This is a genomic window from Rhodococcus sp. (in: high G+C Gram-positive bacteria) (assembly GCF_049299235.1).
Lineage (GTDB): Bacteria > Actinomycetota > Actinomycetes > Mycobacteriales > Mycobacteriaceae > Rhodococcus.
Genome location: NZ_JBAQXC010000159.1, coordinates 1 through 19,890, shown reverse-complemented (window position 1 = coordinate 19,890; position 19,890 = coordinate 1). Strand labels below are relative to the sequence as shown.

At 66.5% G+C, this 19,890-nt stretch carries 30 protein-coding genes; 24 read left to right on the top strand and 6 right to left on the bottom strand.

The features are described from left to right. Window positions 1–122: 122 nt before the first annotated feature. Window positions 123–1,208, top strand: coding sequence for an alpha/beta hydrolase (locus WAX14_RS09840; protein WP_422627896.1), 1,086 nt, complete (start codon window positions 123–125; stop codon window positions 1,206–1,208). A 102-nt stretch (window positions 1,209–1,310) separates the two neighbouring features. Here WAX14_RS09840 and WAX14_RS09835 read toward each other — a convergent pair whose 3' ends face one another. The 5 genes from WAX14_RS09835 to WAX14_RS09815 form a co-directional block, all read right to left on the bottom strand. Continuing rightward, a complete protein-coding gene (locus tag WAX14_RS09835) occupies window positions 1,311–2,084 on the bottom strand; it encodes an SDR family NAD(P)-dependent oxidoreductase (RefSeq protein WP_422627895.1) in 774 nt (257 codons plus the stop codon). Between the two features lie 24 nt (window positions 2,085–2,108). Then, window positions 2,109–2,975 (bottom strand): ABC transporter permease, encoded by an 867-nt coding sequence (locus WAX14_RS09830; RefSeq protein WP_422627894.1) that lies wholly within the window; start codon window positions 2,973–2,975, stop codon window positions 2,109–2,111. Beyond that, window positions 2,972–3,808, bottom strand: coding sequence for an ABC transporter permease (locus WAX14_RS09825; protein WP_422627893.1), 837 nt, complete (start codon window positions 3,806–3,808; stop codon window positions 2,972–2,974). Before WAX14_RS09825 ends, WAX14_RS09830 begins: the two co-directional genes overlap by 4 nt. Further along, window positions 3,805–4,806: an ATP-binding cassette domain-containing protein gene (locus WAX14_RS09820; protein ID WP_422627898.1), complete on the bottom strand. Its 1,002-nt coding sequence runs from the start codon at window positions 4,804–4,806 to the stop codon at window positions 3,805–3,807. Before WAX14_RS09820 ends, WAX14_RS09825 begins: the two co-directional genes overlap by 4 nt. A 126-nt stretch (window positions 4,807–4,932) precedes the next feature. Next, window positions 4,933–5,628: a GntR family transcriptional regulator gene (locus WAX14_RS09815; protein WP_422627892.1), complete on the bottom strand. Its 696-nt coding sequence runs from the start codon at window positions 5,626–5,628 to the stop codon at window positions 4,933–4,935. A 290-nt stretch (window positions 5,629–5,918) separates the two neighbouring features. Between WAX14_RS09815 and WAX14_RS09810 the strand changes: the two genes are divergently transcribed. The 13 genes from WAX14_RS09810 to rpsQ all read left to right on the top strand — a co-directional run bounded on the left by WAX14_RS09810 (window position 5,919) and on the right by rpsQ (window position 14,800). Further along, complete coding sequence (locus WAX14_RS09810) at window positions 5,919–7,385, top strand: wax ester/triacylglycerol synthase domain-containing protein (RefSeq protein ID WP_422627891.1); 1,467 nt, start codon at window positions 5,919–5,921, stop codon at window positions 7,383–7,385. Window positions 7,386–7,430: 45 nt separating this feature from the next. Further along, window positions 7,431–9,086 carry an amidase gene (locus WAX14_RS09805; protein ID WP_422627890.1) on the top strand — a complete coding sequence of 552 codons (1,656 nt, stop codon included), beginning with the start codon at window positions 7,431–7,433 and terminating at the stop codon, window positions 9,084–9,086. 444 nt (window positions 9,087–9,530) lie between these two features. Next, window positions 9,531–9,836, top strand: coding sequence for a 30S ribosomal protein S10 (rpsJ, locus tag WAX14_RS09800; protein ID WP_003938093.1), 306 nt, complete (start codon window positions 9,531–9,533; stop codon window positions 9,834–9,836). Between the two features lie 29 nt (window positions 9,837–9,865). Continuing rightward, on the top strand, window positions 9,866–10,519 hold the full coding sequence (rplC, locus tag WAX14_RS09795; protein WP_422627889.1) for a 50S ribosomal protein L3: 654 nt from the start codon (window positions 9,866–9,868) through the stop codon (window positions 10,517–10,519). Then, window positions 10,516–11,199, top strand: a complete 684-nt coding sequence (gene rplD, locus WAX14_RS09790; RefSeq protein WP_422627888.1) for a 50S ribosomal protein L4 — start codon at window positions 10,516–10,518, stop codon at window positions 11,197–11,199. The genes rplC and rplD overlap by 4 nt, the downstream gene beginning before the upstream one ends. After that, on the top strand, window positions 11,196–11,501 hold the full coding sequence (gene rplW / locus WAX14_RS09785; protein ID WP_072813738.1) for a 50S ribosomal protein L23: 306 nt from the start codon (window positions 11,196–11,198) through the stop codon (window positions 11,499–11,501). The genes rplD and rplW overlap by 4 nt, the downstream gene beginning before the upstream one ends. A gap of 37 nt (window positions 11,502–11,538) precedes the next feature. Beyond that, window positions 11,539–12,375: a 50S ribosomal protein L2 gene (gene rplB, locus WAX14_RS09780; RefSeq protein ID WP_422627887.1), complete on the top strand. Its 837-nt coding sequence runs from the start codon at window positions 11,539–11,541 to the stop codon at window positions 12,373–12,375. A 14-nt stretch (window positions 12,376–12,389) separates the two neighbouring features. Next, window positions 12,390–12,671: a 30S ribosomal protein S19 gene (rpsS, locus tag WAX14_RS09775; protein ID WP_422627886.1), complete on the top strand. Its 282-nt coding sequence runs from the start codon at window positions 12,390–12,392 to the stop codon at window positions 12,669–12,671. Then, a complete protein-coding gene (rplV, locus tag WAX14_RS09770) occupies window positions 12,668–13,069 on the top strand; it encodes a 50S ribosomal protein L22 (protein WP_422627885.1) in 402 nt (133 codons plus the stop codon). Before rpsS ends, rplV begins: the two co-directional genes overlap by 4 nt. Next, window positions 13,069–13,863 (top strand): 30S ribosomal protein S3, encoded by a 795-nt coding sequence (rpsC, locus tag WAX14_RS09765; RefSeq protein WP_068163602.1) that lies wholly within the window; start codon window positions 13,069–13,071, stop codon window positions 13,861–13,863. Before rplV ends, rpsC begins: the two co-directional genes overlap by 1 nt. A gap of 3 nt (window positions 13,864–13,866) precedes the next feature. Continuing rightward, the gene (gene rplP, locus WAX14_RS09760; protein ID WP_422627884.1) at window positions 13,867–14,283 is read left to right on the top strand and encodes a 50S ribosomal protein L16; all 417 of its coding nucleotides are present in this window, start codon (window positions 13,867–13,869) and stop codon (window positions 14,281–14,283) included. Further along, window positions 14,283–14,519 carry a 50S ribosomal protein L29 gene (gene rpmC, locus WAX14_RS09755; protein ID WP_422627883.1) on the top strand — a complete coding sequence of 79 codons (237 nt, stop codon included), beginning with the start codon at window positions 14,283–14,285 and terminating at the stop codon, window positions 14,517–14,519. Before rplP ends, rpmC begins: the two co-directional genes overlap by 1 nt. After that, complete coding sequence (gene rpsQ / locus WAX14_RS09750; RefSeq protein WP_422627882.1) at window positions 14,516–14,800, top strand: 30S ribosomal protein S17; 285 nt, start codon at window positions 14,516–14,518, stop codon at window positions 14,798–14,800. The genes rpmC and rpsQ overlap by 4 nt, the downstream gene beginning before the upstream one ends. A gap of 120 nt (window positions 14,801–14,920) precedes the next feature. On the opposite strand, the gene WAX14_RS09745 is transcribed toward rpsQ, so the two are convergent. Next, window positions 14,921–15,286 (bottom strand): MmcQ/YjbR family DNA-binding protein, encoded by a 366-nt coding sequence (locus WAX14_RS09745; protein ID WP_422627881.1) that lies wholly within the window; start codon window positions 15,284–15,286, stop codon window positions 14,921–14,923. Between the two features lie 225 nt (window positions 15,287–15,511). On the opposite strand from WAX14_RS09745, the gene rplN reads away from it, so the two are divergent. From rplN to rplO, 10 genes are all read left to right on the top strand, one after another. Next, entirely contained in the window at window positions 15,512–15,880 is a 369-nt protein-coding gene (gene rplN / locus WAX14_RS09740) for a 50S ribosomal protein L14 (RefSeq protein ID WP_422627897.1), read from the top strand. Then, complete coding sequence (rplX, locus tag WAX14_RS09735; protein ID WP_422627880.1) at window positions 15,880–16,197, top strand: 50S ribosomal protein L24; 318 nt, start codon at window positions 15,880–15,882, stop codon at window positions 16,195–16,197. Before rplN ends, rplX begins: the two co-directional genes overlap by 1 nt. A 1-nt stretch (window position 16,198) precedes the next feature. After that, window positions 16,199–16,765, top strand: a complete 567-nt coding sequence (gene rplE / locus WAX14_RS09730) for a 50S ribosomal protein L5 (protein ID WP_422627879.1) — start codon at window positions 16,199–16,201, stop codon at window positions 16,763–16,765. A gap of 3 nt (window positions 16,766–16,768) precedes the next feature. After that, a complete protein-coding gene (locus WAX14_RS09725; RefSeq protein ID WP_072813732.1) occupies window positions 16,769–16,954 on the top strand; it encodes a type Z 30S ribosomal protein S14 in 186 nt (61 codons plus the stop codon). Between the two features lie 198 nt (window positions 16,955–17,152). Next, window positions 17,153–17,551, top strand: coding sequence for a 30S ribosomal protein S8 (gene rpsH, locus WAX14_RS09720; RefSeq protein WP_422627878.1), 399 nt, complete (start codon window positions 17,153–17,155; stop codon window positions 17,549–17,551). A gap of 13 nt (window positions 17,552–17,564) precedes the next feature. After that, a complete protein-coding gene (rplF, locus tag WAX14_RS09715) occupies window positions 17,565–18,104 on the top strand; it encodes a 50S ribosomal protein L6 (protein ID WP_422627877.1) in 540 nt (179 codons plus the stop codon). Between the two features lie 2 nt (window positions 18,105–18,106). Then, window positions 18,107–18,517, top strand: a complete 411-nt coding sequence (gene rplR, locus WAX14_RS09710) for a 50S ribosomal protein L18 (protein ID WP_422627876.1) — start codon at window positions 18,107–18,109, stop codon at window positions 18,515–18,517. 31 nt (window positions 18,518–18,548) lie between these two features. Next, window positions 18,549–19,202, top strand: a complete 654-nt coding sequence (gene rpsE, locus WAX14_RS09705; protein WP_422627875.1) for a 30S ribosomal protein S5 — start codon at window positions 18,549–18,551, stop codon at window positions 19,200–19,202. After that, window positions 19,202–19,402: a 50S ribosomal protein L30 gene (rpmD, locus tag WAX14_RS09700; protein ID WP_422627874.1), complete on the top strand. Its 201-nt coding sequence runs from the start codon at window positions 19,202–19,204 to the stop codon at window positions 19,400–19,402. The genes rpsE and rpmD overlap by 1 nt, the downstream gene beginning before the upstream one ends. Further along, the gene (gene rplO / locus WAX14_RS09695) at window positions 19,399–19,842 is read left to right on the top strand and encodes a 50S ribosomal protein L15 (protein ID WP_422627873.1); all 444 of its coding nucleotides are present in this window, start codon (window positions 19,399–19,401) and stop codon (window positions 19,840–19,842) included. The genes rpmD and rplO overlap by 4 nt, the downstream gene beginning before the upstream one ends. Window positions 19,843–19,890: the final 48 nt, after the last annotated feature.

Here is a 19,890-nt window from a genome sequence, read left to right as displayed (position 1 = left end):
ACCGATCACGAGGTAACGCGACTGCCGCACCATCCGATAAGGTTTGCGGCGATCATCGGGGAAGTCGAACGAGTTCGTTCTCGCACAAGCTGGCGACAAGGGAAGGTGGGGTCGGACCGATCATGGGTCGTACCAAACTACGAGTGGCGTCACGGGCGCTGAAGTCCGTGGCAGCGCTGATCGTCGCTGCCGGATTGCCGGTTGCGCTCGGTGTGGCGCCGGCGTCGGCGGATCCGGTCACCGACCCGGTCCTGGCAACGGGTGAGGTTCTCGAGACCGTGGAAGCGCCCAACGGGTCCACGATCACCAAGGCCGAAGTCTACGACGAGCACACGATCATCCTGTGGGTGTACTCGGCGTCGATGGGGCAGGAGATTCCCGTCGATGTGTGGCGACCTGCGGATACCAGCGAGCCGCGCCCCACCCTCTACCTGCTCAATGGAGCCGGTGGCGGCGAGGACGCCGGAACGTGGCGGCTGCAGACCGACGCCATCGACTTTCTCACCGCGAAGAACGTCAACGTCGTCTCGCCGCTCAAGGGCAAGTTCAGCTACTACACCGACTGGCTGAACCCGGATCCGGTCCTCGGTGTCAACAAGTGGACGACGTTCTTCACCGAGGAACTGCCGCCCATCATCGATGCCGCGCTGGGCACCAACGGGATCAATGCGATCGCCGGACTGTCGTCCTCGGGCACGTCCGTGTTCTCGATCGCGACGGCGAAGCCGGGCCTGTTCAACGGTGTCGCGTCCTACAGCGGCTGCGCGCAGACCAGCGATCCCATCGGCCAGCAGTTCGTGAAGCTCACCGTCGAGACATGGGGCGGCGGCGACACCGAGAACATGTGGGGCCCGCTGGACAGTCCGCTGTGGCGGGAGAACGACCCCTACGTCCACGCCGACAAGTTGCGCGGCATGGAGCTCTACGTGTCGAACGGCAACGGCCTGCCCGGTCGCTACGACAACGGGTCCGGACCCGGCATGGACAACGATCCGGCCATGGTCGCGAACCAGATCGTCGTGGGTGGTGTCATCGAGGCGGCCACGAACTACTGCACGCACAACCTGCACGATCGGCTGCAGGAGCTCGGGATCCCGGCGACGTTCACCTTCCGTGACTCCGGTACCCACTCGTGGGGTTACTGGCAGGACGAGCTGAAGGCGTCGTGGCCGGTGCTCGCGCGGTCGCTGGAACTGCCCGAGAACTGATCTTCCGACGTCGAAGGCGGTGGCTCCTCGCGGAGCCACCGCCTTCGACGTGTTTCGGCCTCGGTGTTTCTCAGGGCGAATTCCGGTGTCACCCCGGCGTGGTCACAGGCGCCATACCAGCCGACGCGGCTTGAGCCGGTTCAGAGCGGTGGCCAGCTGGTAACGCCGGCCGGGGACACTCACGATCCAGCCCTTGGCCAAGTCGGCGAGAGCGGTCTCCGCAACTTCGTCCGGCGACGACACCAGTGATTTCGTGACGCCGGAGATGTCCTGCCCGGCCCGCGTGTGGAACGGGGTGTCCATCAACCCCGGGCACAGCGCCTGCACGCGGATACCGCTGCCGGCGAGTTGCCGGGCCAGGTCCTCCGAGAACCGGATCACCCACGCTTTGCTGCCGTTGTAGGTCGCTGCCGCGCCCGGCAACAGCGCACCGACACTTGCGACGTTGACGATCGCTCCGCTCCCGGCCTTGCGCATCGCGGGAACGGCGGCGTGGGTGAGTTCGAGGACAGCAGTGACGTTGACGGCGAGTTCGTCGCGCAGGGAAGCGATGTCCGCCTCCCCGAACGGGGTGTCGGTCGCGAAACCGGCGTTGTTGATCAGGACGTCCACGCCTTCGGTGAGCCGTGCCGCTGCCGCGTCGCGACCGGCCTCGGTGCCGAGGTCGGCGACGAGCACCTCGGCTTCGATGTTGTGCGTGGCAGCGAGTTCCCCGGCCAGCGCGGTCAGACGACGCTCGTCCCGGGCGACGAGAACCAGGTCGTGGCCCTTCTCGGCAAGTACCCGGGCGAACGCGGCACCCAGCCCGGACGTGGGGCCGGTGACGAGCGCGACGGGACGGGCCGATTCGGACGGCGCAGCTGAGGATTCGGTCATGCGGCCCACGGTAGTGGACCGGCGTCAGTTCAGTGCTGCCGCGCGCCGATAGCCGCGGACAGCGGGATACACGAAGACCGCGATCATCCCGATCGACCACGCGCACGTCAGAAGCAACGGTTCGAGGACCGGGCCGCCGAGTGACAGACCCTTCATGGTGTCGATCGCGCACGAGAGCGGCTGATACTGCACGATCGGTTGCAGCCATTCCGGATACGCCATGACCGGCACGAATCCGGAATTGAAGAACATCAGCAGGGTGCAGATGATCGAGACGGTCTCCACGAGTGGAGCATCACCGGCCACGACGGCCAGCGCGGTGACCATCACGGCGAAACCGACCCCGAACAGGATCGGGATCGAGAACATGACCAGTCCGGGAACCAGGCCCTGCTGGAACCGGAATCCGAGTGCGAACCCGACCACGACGATGAGCACTGTCGTGGCGAGGATCCGTACGGCTTCGGCCATCAGACGTCCCACCAGTCCCGACGCGCGATGCACCGGCATCGCCCAGAACCGGCTGACGAGACCGTTCTTCCGTTCGTCCCGCAGCCCGACGGCGCTGACCACGGATCCGAACATCGCGCCGATCAACGCGATCAACGGGACATTGCCGTAGATCGCCGACTGTCCGGTCGCGGCAGTGATCGAATCGCCCAGCACGAGCCGGAACATCACGAGTGTGAGCGCCGGATACAGCAGGGCCTGAATCATCGTCGCCGGATCGCGGGACCAGCGTCGGAGCAGCCGGGTGCACTGCAGCACGCTGTGCTCGACGAGGCCCCGCACGGACGTCTCCGGACGGGCGGCATCGGGTTGCGGGAAATCGAACAGGCGGTCGGCGTCGTACGCGTTCTGCGGAAGCTCGCGATCGATGGGTGTATTCATCCGCGCCTCGTACTCGCCCAGACGGCCAGCGGCGCACACACGACGAGGATGCCCGCGATCCACAGCGCCGCAGGAAGGAGCACCGACGCGGTGATACCACCCTCGGCCATGTCCCGCATCGCGAACGAGAACTGCGAAATGGGCTGATTCCGGACGAACGGGCGGATCCACTCGGGGAACCCTTCCTCCGGTACGAAACCGCACGAGAGCATGCCCAGGATCAACTGGGGAAGGGCCAATGCCTGCGAGGTTGCCTCGGGGCTCTTCGACAACGATCCGATCGCGTCGGCGCCCAGCGACAGCGTGATTCCGATGAGCATGGCGGACGCGCAGAACAGCGCGGCCTGCCAGAATCCGGCACTGAAGCGGAACCCGATGGCGTAGCCGAATGCCAGCGCGGCGATCAGCGACACCACGCATCGGACGACGCTGCCGGTCATCCGGGACACGAGGGGCACCGTCGAGGTCACGGGCATCGTCTGCAATCGGGTCGTGAAGCCGTTCGACGATTCGGTCGCCGAGATCTGTGACGCAGAGATCGCGGTGAACGCCATCGCCTGCATCACGATGATCGGCATGAGGAACTGCGCGTAGTCGATACCGCGGACCTGCATGACGAACTTCAACGGCAGATAGAAGCCGAGGGTGAACACCAGCGGCGCGAGCACCGCGACGAGGAGATCACCTCGTCGGACCATCGACCGGATCGACCGGCCCGACAGTGCACGCCACTGGTGGAATCCGGAGGGTTCAGATCTTCGGTGTGCACCGGTGTTCTTCGCCGGTGCCGACAGCGTCGCGCGGTGACCGATGCTACTCGTCGCGTCGGTCACGGGATCGCCTCTTCGGCCTGCTCGTCGTCGGATCCGGAGGGGGAATGCCCCGTGAGCGTGAGGAACACGTCGTCGAGCGAGGGCCGGCGCAGTCCGATGTCCGCGAGTGGGATCTGCTCGCCGTCGAGGCGCCGCAAGGCCTCGGCCAGTGTCGCGGCCCCGTCCGGCGCCGGGATCGACACCCTGTCCGCGTTCGGATGCTGCTCGATCTCGGTGCGGATCTCTGCGGGAACCAGATCGCCGAGCGTCCGGACTGCCGACCGCAGGGCACCCGGGTCGGCGGGCACGATCTCGCAGAAACTGCCGCCGGTGCGCGCCTTGAGTTCGTCCGCGCTACCTTCCGCGACGACGGTTCCCTTGTCGATGACGATGATGTTGTCGCTGAGGAGATCGGCCTCCTCGAGGTACTGCGTGGTCAGGAGCACCGTGATGCCCTGATTCTTCAGTGCGGCGACGAGCGACCACACACCTTGGCGGCTGCGTGGATCCAGTCCCGTCGTGGGCTCGTCGAGGAACACCACCTCGGGGCGGACGACGAGCCCGCAGGCGATATCGACTCGTCGTCGCATACCACCGGAGTAGTGGCGCACCGCGCGTGAGCCCGCGTCGACCAGATCGAATTCTTCGAGGAGGGCGTCTGCCCGGGCTTTCGCTGCCGACCGGTCCAGTCCCATCAATCGCCCGAACAGGATCAGGTTCTCCCGGCCGGTCAGCGACTCGTCGAGTGCCGCGTACTGACCCGTCATCATGATTGCCCGACGAACCTCGGCCGCATGGGTGACGACGTCGTATCCGGCGATCCGCGCGCGGCCGCTCGTGGGCCGGATCAGGGTGGACAGGACCTTCACGGTGGTGGTCTTCCCGGCACCGTTCGGGCCGAGGATTCCCAGGACACTGCCTTGCGGCGCGGAGAACGTGATCCCTCTGAGCGCGTGCACGTCACCGAACGATTTGTGGACGTCCTCCACGAGTACTGTCTCGTCCCGATATCCCAGCATCACGCTCCGCTCGAATCGATTGTCGGAAGGGGTAACTTCCTGGTCGTTCTGTGCGAGGGCTGCCTGCCGGCGACCCGAGGTGTGCTGACATGCTACCCGGACGGCTCCGGATCCGGACGTGTCCGATCAGCTCCAGACGCCGACTTCGTCGAGGTGGCGAACCAGTCGCTGCGCGCCGTCGGTGAAGTGCGTGCGGGTGACTTCTCCGGCCGCATCGGCGTCGCCCCGGGCGAGGGCGTCGATGAGGAGCGAATGGCTCTGTACGGCCGCGTGACCCCACTCGGGGTCGGACGAGTAGAAGCGTGCTGGGGTGTAGCGGGTGGCGTTGAGCAGGAACCACGAGAGTTTGCGTGCGTCCGCGGCACGGTTCAGCGTCCGATGGAACACGAATTCGATGTCCTCGATGCGGCTGCCGTCGCTCGCCTGCACGGCCTGGCGTAACTGTTCGTTGAGTTCGGTCAGTTCGGCCACCGTCTCGGGCGTGACGGCGTGGGCGGCGCGTCGGGCGAGTTCTTCCGCGATCTGGCCCTGCAGCCAGAACAGGTCGTCGATATCGCCGCGACTGAGCGGTGCGACGACATACCCGCGGTGGGGGACCAGTTCGACGAGTCCCTCGCCCCGCAGCGTCAGCAGTGCCTCGCGTACCGGAGTGACGCTCACCCCGAGTTCGGCGGCGGTCTCGTCCAGCCGGATGAAATCGCCGGGGCGTGCGCCGCCGGACATGATCAGATTGCGCACGTGCACGGCGACGTCGTCGGACAGCTGAGGTCGGCGGTTCAGCGTGCGTGCGCCGGTGGGACGCGGCCGGGCGGACGATGGCATGGGCACTCCTCGGGTCCGGGGCTCGACGGGGGACCGGATCCGGTCGGTGCAGTATCCCACCTCGGTATGCGGGCCGGGAGGACACGAGTCGAGTTCTCGACGGTATTTCCTGTGCGCCGGTAGGCATCGGCACCTCGTCGGTGGATCGTCACAGGGTGATTTTGGGGGTGGGAACCCTGGAACAGCTTGTGGGCCCGTGCTTTCCTTGTGTATGCCGGTCGAGATCGATCGATCCCAGCGACATCCCGGGACCACGAATGCTTCACACGAATCAGGGGGAACACGACCGGATGGGTACTCGGCGCCGCGGTTCGGCGGCCCCGCAGCTCGCCCCGCGAGATGCGGTGTTCTTCTACGGGGACGAGGCCGGCCTCGGTGACACTCCGAGCGCCATGGTGCACATCTACGTCTTCGGTGGACTGCCCGGCTCGGCGTCCGCGCCGACGCGCAGGGATGCCGTCACCTGGGTACTCGAGCGACTCGACCGCACCCCGTCGCTGCGCCGGCGCGTGCAACGTGTGCCACGCGACCTCGACTATCCCTACTGGATCGAGTCCGGCGTGGATCCCGATCACCACATCCTGTTCCGGCACGTCGGCACGACCACCCGCGCCGCACTGCACGACGACTTCGCCGCGATCGCTCAGCGACCGTTCGATTTCGCACGGCCTCCGTGGGACATGCACGTGCTCGCCGACGTGCGAGGGGTCGCCGACCTTCCCGAAGGCGCAACCGTCGTCGTGTTCCGGGTGCACCATTCGGTCACCGATCGTCAGGGCGCGGTGCAGATCGCTCGTGCACTCTTCGACGACCCCGCGGCGACACCGTCCCAGGGCGGCCTGCCGGTCCGGGTCGCGGGAGGTGTCGCGGCGGCTCTGACACTGCCGGTTCGCTACGCGCGATTCGCGAAGGGCATCGTTGGCATGTTCGCAGCTCGGCGGGCTCTCGGCACGCTGGTCGGTGAGGGAGCAGTGAGTGCCCCGGCGCGTCGCAGCGTCCGAACGCGTTTCGAGGTCGAGGACTACAGTCCGCGGCGGTTCGGCCGGATCGGCCTGGACTTGGCGGAACTGCGCGCACTGGCGCGAGCCACCGGCGCGACCGTCAACGACATCCTGGTGGCGACGATCTCCGGTGCGATGGACGGCTATCTCGAGGAGCACGGAGAGGCTCCCTCGGAATCGTTGACGATCCAGATTCCGGTGTCACTCGCCCATCGAGCCGACATCGCGTCCGAGAACAGGACGACGACGATGTGCATCAGCCTGCACACGGACGAGGCCGATCCGAAGACCCGGCTCCGCTCGATCCACGGGTCCGCGGTGCGGGAGAAGGCGCGCGTGGCGCGACCCGAGACATTCGCTGTCGAATCGCTCGTCGATCTCCTCCCGTCGGTGGGGTGCAGACACACGGCCAGGAAACTCGCCCGAACGAAGCCCGCATCCGGCGAGATCGATCCGACGGTGATGAACACCAGTCTGTCGAACGTCGCCCGCGGGCAGGCCTCGGATCTGTCGTTCGCCGGCCGCCACGCGGTCGAGGGTTTCACGGTGCCCCCGCTGAATCGGTGTTTCGGCCTGATGCACGGCGCGGTATCCCTCGGCGACACGCTCGTTCTGAGCTTCTCCGCGAAGTCCGCTCTGTTGCCCGACGTCGAGGAATACGAGCGGTTTCTGGCCGACTCCTTCGGGCGCCTCCGTTGCGCTGTGATCGCCGACGACGGTGACGGCGGGATCGGTTCTCCCCTGTGTGATCGTTGACGGTTGATGATTCGCGCAGACAGCGCGCGTGCTATCACTTGTCGAATGAGTAAGGGAATCTCGCGCCGGAACTTGCTCGGCGTCGCCGCCGGAAGCGCGTTGGCCTGGGGGTTTGCGTCGCCGGTGCGGGCGGAGTCCGTTCCGTTCCGTCGACTGCCGGATCCGTCGACGGTCACGGAGACCGATCCGGCTCTGCTGACTGCGGTGGACGCGGCGAGTCTGTTCCGTTCGGGGCAGCTGCATCCGCGCGAACTGCTCGATGCGTGCATTGCGCGGAGCAGGGCGTTCGACGCCGAGATCGGTGCGTGGATCCGGATGTACCCGGAGGTCGCCTATGCCGCGGCCGACGCAGCAGCCGACCGGATCCGGCGGGACGGTGCCGACGCACCGCTCGTGTGCGGCCTGCCCGTCGCGCTCAAGGATCTGTATGCGGTGGCCGGACTTCCGCTGACCGCATCGAGCGCGGTCCTCGAGGGCAACGTGGCAGCCGGTGATTCCGGGGTGTGGCGCAGGCTGGCCGACGCGGGCGCACTTCTGCTCGGTCACGTGCACACCGATGAATTCGCGATCGGCGTCGCCACACCTCAGGTCGGAAATCCCTGGAACCCCGAGTTCTCGCCCGGGGGCTCGTCCGGTGGCAGCGCGGCGGCGCTCGCCGCTCGGTTCGTCCCCTTGTCGGTGGTTAGCGATACCGGCGGTTCGGCGCGACTGCCCGCGAGCGTGTGTGGCATCAGCGCGATCAAGCCGTCCTTCGGCCGGGTCACGTCGGTCGGGATGATTCCGTTGACTCCGACCCGGGACCACGTCGGAGTGCTCGGGCGCAGCGTGGCCGACGCCGCGCTGCTGCTCGACGCGATCATCGGCGAGGATCCGGCGGATCCGGCGACCGGTCTCGGCCCGTCGATCGGCCGGGGTGACCTCCCGCTCGTCCCGGACGGCGGCGCGGACCCGCTCGCCGGGGTGCGGTTCGGGGTGCCGGAGGCTGCGGTCGCGAAGCTTCCGGCATTGTTGCGTGGGTTGTTCGAGGGTTTCCTGGACACGGCGCGCGGACTCGGAGCGGTCGTCGTCCCGGTCACCGCACCGGGGGCACCGTCGTCGATCGTGACCGGCGACATGGCCGAGATAGGTGCCTATCATCAGCAGTTCGCGGACCGGACGCACCTCTACCGCCCCGAACATCTGCCGGCCCTCGCACTCGGCGCCGCCGGGTTGGCGTTGCCTGCGGCCGAGTACTTCGCGATCGAGCGTGACCGGCTCCGTTACCAGTACGACTACAACCGCATGTTCGTCGACAACGATCTCGACGCGATCGTCTATCCGGGAACGTACGTCGATGCCGCGCGCCGGAACGAATTCCTCGGAGCGACCGTCGCGGACCCCGTTCAGGGCGACGTCGTATGGGCGAATTACACAGGCGCGCCGGTGGTTTCGATCCCAGTCGGCCGATCGCCGGAGACCGGGATCCCGTTCGGTGTGCAGGTCGGGGCACGGGCGTGGCAGGACCGTGAGGTCATCGCGCTCGGACTCGAACTGCAGGAGGCACTGCCGGTATGGCGCGACGTGCCCGACCTCACGCCTGCGCCGCGCGATATTCCGGAGGTGTCGGTCGTCGCTCCGGGGCCGGGTCCGGATCCGACGAACACCCGCGACGCGCGGGCGACCATCCTGCCGGCGATCACGACCGCGACCGGTCCGAGCTGACGTCGGCCGCGGTGTGGGTCGCGTCTCCTGAGTTGAGTTTGCTCGCCCGGTCCTGCATACTGATCGGGTTGCCTTGACCGGGTCATGGTTTTTTTGCGGCTCGGAACGGGATGAAGTGACAGTCGCGGATCGAGCCTGACGGCCTGGTCGCGGCCACATGCAAGACGGAAGCAGTACCCCTGTGCGCCCGTGTGGGCGCATCCGGTCGATTTCCGCCGGCATCGAACATCGAGTTCGACGCCGGGGAATGAGCGGGGAGGCGACACGCCCGACCGCGTGGACCGGAGAACCATTGACAGATGAACAGCGGCAGCGGATCGGGTGAGCCCGGTATCGCATCGTGTCAGTGCTGTTCTCGGTCGCCGTTCCGGTGGGGCTGTGCAGACGAGGTGGCTCCCGGCTCGTTCGGGTGCTACGAAACGCGGCAAGAAAAGGACACTAAGCGTGGCGGGACAGAAGATCCGCATCAGGCTCAAGGCCTATGACCATGAGGCGATCGACGCATCTGCGCGCAAGATCGTCGAGACGGTGACCCGTACGGGTGCCCGCGTGGTCGGCCCGGTGCCGTTGCCCACCGAAAAGAACGTGTACTGCGTCATCCGCTCGCCGCACAAGTACAAGGACTCGCGCGAGCACTTCGAGATGCGTACTCACAAGCGGCTGATCGACATTCTCGACCCGACGCCGAAGACGGTCGACGCTCTCATGCGTATCGACCTCCCGGCCAGCGTCGACGTCAACATTCAGTGAGCTCGTAGAAGACGCAGCGGAGATAACACATGACTAACCAGATCAAGGGAATCCTGGGCACCAAGCTCGGCATGACCCAGGTCTTCGACGAGAACAACCGGGTCGTTCCGGTCACCGTCGTCAAGGCCGGACCGAACGTGGTCACGCAGATTCGCACCGAGGAGCGCGACGGCTACAGCGCCGTGCAGCTCGCCTTCGGCGCCATCGATCCGCGCAAGGTGAACAAGCCGGTCTCCGGCCAGTTCGCCAAGGCCGGCGTGACCCCCCGCCGCCACCTCGTCGAGCTGCGTGTCGAAGACACCTCGGCTTACGAGATCGGCCAGGAGCTCACCGCAGAGGTCTTCGAGGACGGCGCCTTCGTCGACGTCACCGGCACCTCCAAGGGCAAGGGCTTCGCGGGCACCATGAAGCGCCACGGCTTCGCCGGCCAGGGTGCCTCGCACGGTGCGCAGGCTGTGCACCGTCGTCCCGGTTCCATCGGTGGCTGCGCCACCCCGGGCCGCGTGTTCAAGGGCACGCGCATGTCCGGCCGCATGGGTAGCGACCGCGTGACGACGCAGAACCTCTCCGTCCACAAGGTGGACGCCGAGAACGGCCTGCTGCTGATCAAGGGTGCGATCCCGGGCCGCAACGGCGGCGTCGTGATCGTCAAGACCGCAGTGAAGGGTGGTGCACGGGCATGACCAGCACCGAGACCGCAACCAAGCTGACGCTGGACGTCAAGGCGCCGGGTGGCAAGTCCACCGGCACCGTCGATCTCCCCTCGGAGATCTTCGACGCTCCCGCGAACATCGCGCTGCTGCACCAGGTCGTCGTGGCGCAGCTCGCCGCGGCTCGCCAGGGCACGCATTCCACCAAGACCCGCGGCGAAGTCCGCGGCGGTGGAAAGAAGCCGTACCGGCAGAAGGGCACCGGCCGCGCCCGTCAGGGTTCGACCCGCGCACCGCAGTTCGTCGGTGGTGGCACGGTTCACGGCCCGCAGCCGCGTGACTACTCCCAGCGCACGCCCAAGAAGATGAAGGCAGCCGCCCTGCGCGGTGCCCTCTCCGACCGGGCGCGCAACGAGCGCATCCACGTGATCACCGAGCTCGTCGCCGGGCAGACCCCGTCGACCAAGGGCGCACGCAGCTTCCTCGCGGAGCTGACCGATCGCAAGAAGGTGCTCGTCGTCGTCGGTCGTGAAGACCTCGCGGCGTGGAAGAGCGTGCAGAACCTGCAGAACGTGCACGCGATCGCGCCGGATCAGCTGAACACCTACGACGTGCTCTACAGCGACGACGTGATCTTCAGCGTCGAGGCGCTCAACACGTTCATCCACGGGCCGGCCGAGTCCGTTCAGGCCACGAAGGAGGAGAGCAAGTGAGCACGATCGCCGATCCGCGCGACATCCTGCTGGCTCCGGTCATCTCCGAGAAGTCCTACGGACTGATGGAGGACGGCACCTACACCTTCCTGGTGCACCCGGACTCGAACAAGACGCAGATCAAGATTGCCGTCGAGAAGGTCTTCGGCGTCAAGGTGACCAGCGTCAACACCGCCAACCGTCAGGGCAAGCGCAAGCGGACCCGGTCCGGTTACGGCAAGCGCAAGGACACCAAGCGCGCGCTCGTGACCCTCGCCGCCGACAGCAAGCCCATCGAGATCTTCGGAGGCCCGGTCGCGTAGGCGGTCGGAACTCGAGAGATAGAGGACGAGAAGACTCATGGCAATTCGTAAGTACAAGCCGACTACGCCGGGCCGTCGTGGCGCCAGCGTTTCGGACTTCGCCGAGATCACTCGGTCGACGCCCGAGAAGTCGCTGGTTCGCCCGCTGCACGGCCGTGGTGGTCGTAACGCGCACGGCCGCATCACCACCCGGCACAAGGGTGGCGGCCACAAGCGTGCATACCGCCTGATCGATTTCCGTCGCAACGACAAGGACGGCGTGCCGGCCAAGGTCGCTCACATCGAGTACGACCCCAACCGCACCGCCCGCATCGCGCTGCTCCACTACGTGGACGGCGAGAAGCGCTACATCATCGCCCCCAAGGGCCTGGTGCAGGGCGCTCCGATCGAGTCCGGCCCGACCGCGGATATCAAGCCCGGCAACAACCTGCCGCTGCGCAACATCCCGACCGGTACCACCGTGCACGCGGTGGAGCTGCGTCCGGGCGGCGGCGCCAAGATGGCCCGTTCCGCCGGCGCGAGCATCCAGCTCCTCGGCAAGGAAGGCCCCTACGCCACGCTGCGTATGCCGTCCGGTGAGATCCGTCGCGTCGACGTGCGCTGCCGCGCCACCGTCGGCGAGGTCGGCAACGCCGAGCAGTCGAACATCAACTGGGGCAAGGCCGGCCGTATGCGTTGGAAGGGCAAGCGCCCGACCGTCCGCGGTGTCGTGATGAACCCGGTCGACCATCCGCACGGCGGTGGTGAGGGCAAGACCTCGGGTGGTCGCCACCCGGTCAGCCCGTGGGGCAAGCCCGAGGGCCGCACCCGCAAGAACAAGGCGTCCGACAAGCTGATCGTCCGTCGTCGCCGTACCGGCAAGAACAAGCGCTAGGAGGGAGTTAGAGAATGCCACGCAGCCTCAAGAAGGGCCCGTTCGTCGACGACCACCTCCTGGCGAAGGTGGATCTGCAGAACGAGAAGGGCACCAAGCAGGTCATCAAGACCTGGTCGCGCCGTTCCACTATCCTGCCCGATTTCATCGGTCACACGTTTGCCGTCCACGACGGCCGCAAGCACGTGCCGGTGTTCATCTCGGACTCGATGGTCGGACACAAGCTCGGCGAGTTCGCGCCGACCCGTACGTTCAAGGGCCACATCAAGGACGACCGGAAGAGCAAGCGTCGATGAGCACTGAAACCACCAACCCCAGCGCTCGGGCTGTTGCGCGCCACGTGCGCGTGACCCCGATGAAGGCGCGTCGCGTCGTCGACATCGTTCGCGGCAAGTCGGTCGAGGACGCCCTGGCGATCCTGAAGTTCGCTCCGCAGGCCGCTGCCGAGCCGGTCGCGAAGGTGATCGCCTCCGCCGCTGCCAACGCGCAGAACAACCTGGACCTCGACCCCACCACGCTCGTCGTCGCGACGGCGTACGTGGACGAGGGCGCGACCCTGAAGCGGTTCCAGCCGCGTGCCCAGGGCCGTGCGTTCCGGATCCGTAAGCGGACGAGCCACATCACCGTGATCGTCGAGAGCGTTGCCTCCCGCGCGACCGCGTCCAACCGTAACCGCCGGAAGGGAGCTCAGTAGTGGGCCAGAAAATCAACCCGCACGGCTTCCGCCTCGGCATCACCACGGACTGGAAGTCCCGGTGGTACGCGGATAAGCAGTACGCGGAGTACGTGAAGGAAGACGTCGCGATCCGTAAGTTCCTGGCCTCCGGCCTGGAGCGCGCGGGCATCGCGAAGGTCGAGATCGAGCGCACCCGGGACCGCGTGCGGGTGGACATCCACACCGCGCGTCCGGGCATCGTCATCGGCCGCCGCGGCGCCGAGGCCGATCGCATCCGCGCCGAGCTCGAGAAGCTGACCGGCAAGCAGGTTCAGCTGAACATCCTCGAGGTCAAGAACGCCGAGTCCGAGGCTCAGCTCGTCGCGCAGGGCGTCGCCGAGCAGCTCTCGAACCGTGTCGCCTTCCGTCGTGCGATGCGCAAGGCCATCCAGTCGGCCATGCGTCAGCCCAACGTCAAGGGCATCCGCGTGCAGTGCTCGGGCCGCCTCGGTGGCGCCGAAATGTCGCGCTCGGAGTTCTACCGTGAAGGTCGCGTCCCGCTGCACACCCTGCGTGCGGACATCGACTACGGCCTGTACGAAGCCAAGACCACTTTCGGCCGCATCGGCGTGAAGGTCTGGATCTACAAGGGCGACATCGTCGGTGGCCGTCGTGAGCTGGCCGCTGCGGCCGCTCCCGCCGACCGCCCGCGTCGCGAGCGTCCCAGCCGTCCGCGTCGCTCCGGTGCTTCGGGCACCACGGCGACGAGCACGGACGCCGGCCGCGCCGCCTCCGCCGATGCACCCGCTTCGACTGAGAATCAGGAGGGCTGACGCATGTTGATCCCACGGCGGGTCAAGCACCGCAAGCAGCACCACCCGAGCCGTTCGGGTGCCGCCAAGGGTGGCACCCAGGTGACCTTCGGTGAGTACGGCATCCAGGCTCTCGAGCCCGCCTACATCACCAACCGGCAGATCGAGTCCGCTCGTATCGCCATGACCCGGCACATCAAGCGTGGCGGCAAGATCTGGATCAACATCTTCCCGGATCGCCCGCTCACCAAGAAGCCGGCCGAAACCCGAATGGGTTCCGGTAAGGGCTCGCCCGAGTGGTGGGTCGCGAACGTCAAGCCCGGTCGCGTGCTGTTCGAGATGAGCTACCCGAACGAGGAGACTGCCCGCGAGGCCCTGCGCCGCGCGATGCACAAGCTCCCCTGCAAGTGCCGCATCGTGACGAGGGAGGAGCAGTTCTGATGGCTACCGGTACCCCCGCCGCGGAACTTCGCGAGCTGAGCGACGCAGAGCTGGCCGACAAGGTCCGTGAGTTCAAGGAAGAGCTGTTCAACCTGCGCTTCCAGATGGCCACCGGGCAGTTGGACAACAACCGTCGGCTCCGCGTCGTGCGGAACGAAATCGCCCGGATCTACACGGTGCTGCGCGAGCGCGAGCTCGGTCTGGCCTCCGGCCCGGATGCGGGTGACGCGGCATGAGTGAGGAAAAGGCAGTGACCAACAACGAAGAGCGCGCAAGCCGCAAGGTTCGCATCGGCTACGTCGTCTCCGACAAGATGGAGAAGACCATCGTGGTCGAGCTCGAGGACCGCGTGAAGCACCCGCTGTACGGCAAGATCATCCGCCGTACCACCAAGGTGAAGGCGCACGACGAGAACGGTCTCGCCGGCATCGGTGACCGCGTTCAGCTGATGGAGACCCGTCCGCTGTCCGCGTCGAAGCGGTGGCGTCTGGTCGAGGTGCTCGAGAAGGCCAAGTAGGCCCTTTCGTCCTCGCGAAGCGAATTACTCGGCCCGGCAACCCTTTTCGGGATGCCGGGCCGAGTTGTTCGACGGGCCGAGTTGTTCGACCGGCACGGATGCGGGTCGGTCGGGGTTGTGTCAGTTCCCCGGGCGGTCCACCGAATCCGCCAATGCGGCGGGAGCCTGCACGCAGTACGAGTCGGTGAGCATCTCGGCGAGTTCGGTCCAGTCGGTTTCGTCGTCGAGCACGATTCCGACCGTGTTCTCGCCCCAGCCGGTTCGGAAGTACGGCCCACCCATGTTCTCGAACGCGAGGACCTCGCCGGGTTCCGCGCGAAAGACGATTCGGAACGCCCCGTCCTCACCGCCGAAGGCGTGCGCGACCGTCGCGCCGCGCACCCGCCAGCGCACCCCGACCCACGCGGGTTCGTCGACGCATTCCGGGAACGTGCGGAGGATGTCGTGCAACCGGTCGAGCACGGGGCCGGGCAGGTCGGGGCGCATGGACCGACGGTAACCGGCCGCACCGACATTCGGCTGGGACGACGTAGGCGGGGGAGCGACCTCACAGTTCGCTAATTTGCCCTGCATGAGGTATATCGCCTACCCTGGACGGGTTGCTTCGCGGGACCCGTGTGTCTTTCGCACGTGCGCCGTGAGCAGCCGACGACCGCGTACGTCCAGGTCGGAAATCTGACGTACACACCAATCCAGGTCAAGGAGAAGTTAGTGATCCAGCAGGAGTCGCGACTGCGCGTCGCCGACAACACGGGTGCCAAGGAGATTCTCTGCATCCGCGTTCTCGGTGGCTCGTCCCGTCGCTACGCCGGAATCGGCGACATCATCGTCGCCACCGTGAAGGACGCGATCCCCGGTGGCAACGTCAAGCGCGGCGAGGTCGTCAAGGCCGTCATCGTGCGCACCGTCAAGGAGCGCCGCCGGCCGGACGGCTCGTACATCAAGTTCGACGAGAATGCCGCCGTCATCATCAAGGGTGACAACGATCCGCGTGGCACCCGCATCTTCGGCCCCGTCGGCCGCGAGCTGCGCGACAAGCGCTTCATGAAGATCGTTTCGCTCGCTCCGGAGGTGCTGTGATGAAGGTGCACAAGGGTGACACCGTGCTCGTCATCTCGGGCAAGGACAAGGGTGCCAAGGGCAAGGTCATCGCGGCCTTCCCGAAGGAGAACCGGGTCCTCGTCGAAGGCGTGAACCGGATCAAGAAGCACACGGCGGTCTCGGCCAACGAGCGCGGCGCCTCCTCCGGGGGAATCGTGACGCAGGAGGCCCCGATCCACGTTTCCAACGTCGCGGTCGTCGACTCGGACGGCAACCCCACCCGCGTGGGCTACCGGACCGATGAGGAGTCCGGCAAGCGCGTTCGGATTTCCCGGAAGAACGGGAAGGACATCTGACATGACCACCACCGAGAACAAGACGCAGCCGCGCCTGAAGGTACGCTACCGTGCCGAGATCAAGGACGCGCTGAACGCGGAATTCGAGTACGCGAACGTCATGCAGATCCCCGGCGTCGTCAAGGTCGTCGTGAACATGGGCGTCGGCGACGCCGCTCGCGACGCCAAGCTGATCAACGGTGCGGTCGCGGACCTGACCCTCATCACCGGTCAGAAGCCCGAGATCCGCAAGGCCCGCAAGTCCATCGCGCAGTTCAAGCTGCGTGAGGGCATGCCGATCGGTGCGCGCGTCACGCTGCGCGGCGACCGCATGTGGGAGTTCCTGGACCGTCTCGTGTCCATCGCGCTTCCCCGTATCCGGGACTTCCGTGGCCTGAACGGCAATCAGTTCGACGGCAACGGCAACTACACGTTCGGCCTGAACGAGCAGTCGATGTTCCACGAGATCGACGTGGACAAGATCGATCGCCCCCGCGGCATGGACATCACCGTCGTGACCACCGCTACCAACAACGAAGAAGGCCGTGCCCTGCTCAAGCACCTCGGCTTCCCGTTCAAGGAGAACTGAGCCATGGCTAAGAAGGCACTGGTCAACAAGGCCAACAGCAAGCCGAAGTTCGCGGTGCGCGCCTACACCCGCTGCCAGCGTTGCGGGCGGCCCCACGCGGTCTTCCGCAAGTTCGGACTCTGCCGCATCTGCCTTCGTGAGATGGCACACCGCGGTGAGCTTCCCGGAGTTCACAAGAGCTCCTGGTGACGTGACGGGCGGGTGGGTCGCACCCCGTGTGACCTGCCCGCCCGCACACCCCGTCAGGGGTTCGATCCGCACTCGTGGATCGGACCCGCATGAAACCAAGTTCGTTGTAGGCCCACGGCCGGCGTGGACCGCGACTTCGGTCGCGGCAGCTGCCGGTGTTGCATGGGAACCGCAGCGAGAAAGGTGAACAGGTCAGCTATGACCATGACCGACCCCATCGCAGACTTCTTGACCCGTCTGCGCAACGCCAATACGGCGTACCACGATCAGGTGAAGCTGCCCCACTCGAAGATCAAGGTGAACATCGCCGAGATCCTCAAGCGTGAGGGCTACATCGCCGACTTCCGCACCGAGGACGCAGAGGTGGGCAAGACCCTCGTCGTCGACCTCAAGTACGGCCAGTCCCGCGAGCGCAGCCTCGCCGGTGTGCGCCGCGTGTCGAAGCCCGGCCTCCGTGTGTACGCGAAGTCCACCAACCTGCCCAAGGTCCTGGGCGGCCTCGGCGTGGCGATCATCTCCACGTCTTCCGGCCTGCTCACCGATCGCCAGGCGGCCAAGCAGGGAGTGGGTGGGGAAGTCCTCGCCTACGTCTGGTAAGGGAGGCCAACACATGTCACGTATTGGAAAGATTCCCGTTACCGTTCCCGCCGGCGTCGAGGTGACCATCGACGGCCAGGCCGTCGCGGTCAAGGGCCCCAAGGGCAACCTGTCGCTGACGATCGCCGAGCCCATCGTCATCGCCAAGGGCGAGGATGGCGCACTCGAGGTGACCCGGCCGAACGACGAGCGTCGCAGCCGTGCGCTGCACGGTCTGTCGCGCACCCTGGTGCAGAACCTCATCGTCGGTGTGACCGAGGGTTACACCACCAAGATGGAGATCTTCGGCGTCGGTTACCGTGTGGCGCTCAAGGGCAAGGACCTCGAGTTCGCCCTCGGCTACAGCCACCCGGTGCTGATCGAAGCCCCCGAAGGCATCGCCTTCGCTGTCGAGACCCCCACGAAGTTTTCGATCGCGGGTATCGACAAGCAGCAGGTCGGCCAGATCGCCGCCAACATCCGTCGTCTGCGCAAGTCCGACCCGTACAAGGGCAAGGGCATCCGCTACGAGGGTGAGCAGGTCCGTCGCAAGGTCGGAAAGACGGGTAAGTGATCATGAGCGAGCAGACAGAGAACCAGAAGGCCAAGCGCATCCCGCGTGGCAAGGACGTGTCCACCACGCGCCGGCTGTCGAAGACGCGTCGTCACTTCCGTCTCCGCAAGAAGATCTCCGGCACCGCGGAGCGTCCGCGTCTCGTCGTCAACCGGTCGTCGCGTCACCTGCACGCGCAGCTGGTCAACGACCTGACGGGTACGACCGTCGCGGCTGCCTCGACGATCGAGGCCGATGTCCGCGCCCTCGAGGGCGACAAGAAGGCCCGCGGCGCCAAGGTCGGTCAGCTGATCGCCGAGCGCGCGAAGGCTGCCGGCGTGGATGCTGTGGTCTTCGACCGCGGCGGCCACACCTACAGCGGTCGCATCGCGGCCCTGGCGGACGCGGCTCGCGAAGGCGGGTTGAAGTTCTGATGACCATTTTTTCGAACGGAAGGAACGCCTGATGCCGGGACGTCAGCGGCGTGACGGCGGCAGCGGCCCCGCCGGACAGAATGGCCCCAACACCGGGGACAACCGCGGTGGCGGTCGCGATCGCCGCGATCGCGACTCGCGTGGCGGCAACGCTGCCGAGAAGTCGAACCACATCGAGCGTGTCGTCTCGATCAACCGTGTGTCGAAGGTCGTCAAGGGCGGCCGTCGCTTCAGCTTCACCGCTCTGGTGATCGTGGGCGACGGCAACGGCCTGGTCGGTGTCGGCTACGGCAAGGCCAAGGAAGTTCCCGCGGCCATCCAGAAGGGTGTCGAGGAGGCTCGCAAGAGCTTCTTCCGCGTCCCGCTCATCGGCAAGACCATCACCCACCCGGTGCAGGGGGAGGCCGCCGCAGGTATTGTCATGCTGCGTCCCGCCAGCCCCGGTACCGGTGTGATTGCCGGTGGCGCGGTGCGTGCCGTGCTCGAGTGCGCGGGTATCCAGGACATCCTGTCGAAGTCTCTCGGCTCCGACAACGCCATCAACGTCGTGCACGCGACGGTTGCTGCTCTCAAGGGCCTGCAGCGTCCGGAGGAAGTCGCGGCTCGCCGCGGTCTGCCCATCGAGGATGTTGCTCCGGCCGGCATGCTGCGCGCACGCGCTCAGGCCGCTGGGAGCGTGAACTGATGGCAGAGCTGAAGATCACCCAGATCAAGAGCACCATCGGCGCCAAGTCGAATCAGCGTGACAGCCTGCGCACACTCGGTCTGCGGAAGATCCGCCAGTCCGTCGTGCGTGAGGACAACGCGCAGAATCGCGGCTTGATCAACGTGGTGCGTCACCTCGTCCTCGTCGAGGAAGTCACCGCTGAGGAGGCCTCCAAGTGACTATCAAGCTGCACCACCTGCGTCCCGCCCCGGGCGCGAAGACGGACAAGACCCGCGTTGGTCGCGGTGAAGGTTCCAAGGGCAAGACCGCAGGCCGCGGTACGAAGGGCACCAAGGCGCGTAAGAACGTCTCGGCGGCCTTCGAAGGCGGCCAGATGCCGCTGCACATGCGGCTTCCGAAGCTCAAGGGCTTCAAGAACGCCTTCCGCACCGAGTACCAGGTCGTCAATGTCGGCGACATCTCTCGCGTGTTCCCGGAGGGCGGCACCATCGGCGTCGACGAGCTCGTCGCCAAGGGGCTGGTTCGTAAGAACCAGCTCGTGAAGGTGCTCGGCGAAGGCGAGATCTCCGTGGCCGCTCAGGTGACCGCGGACAAGTTCTCCGGCTCCGCCACGGAGAAGATCACCGCAGCCGGCGGCACGGCGACCGTTCAGGGCTGACCTGTTCGCTCGTGCACGTGCACGGCTGTCGAACGGGCGCGCTGCAGC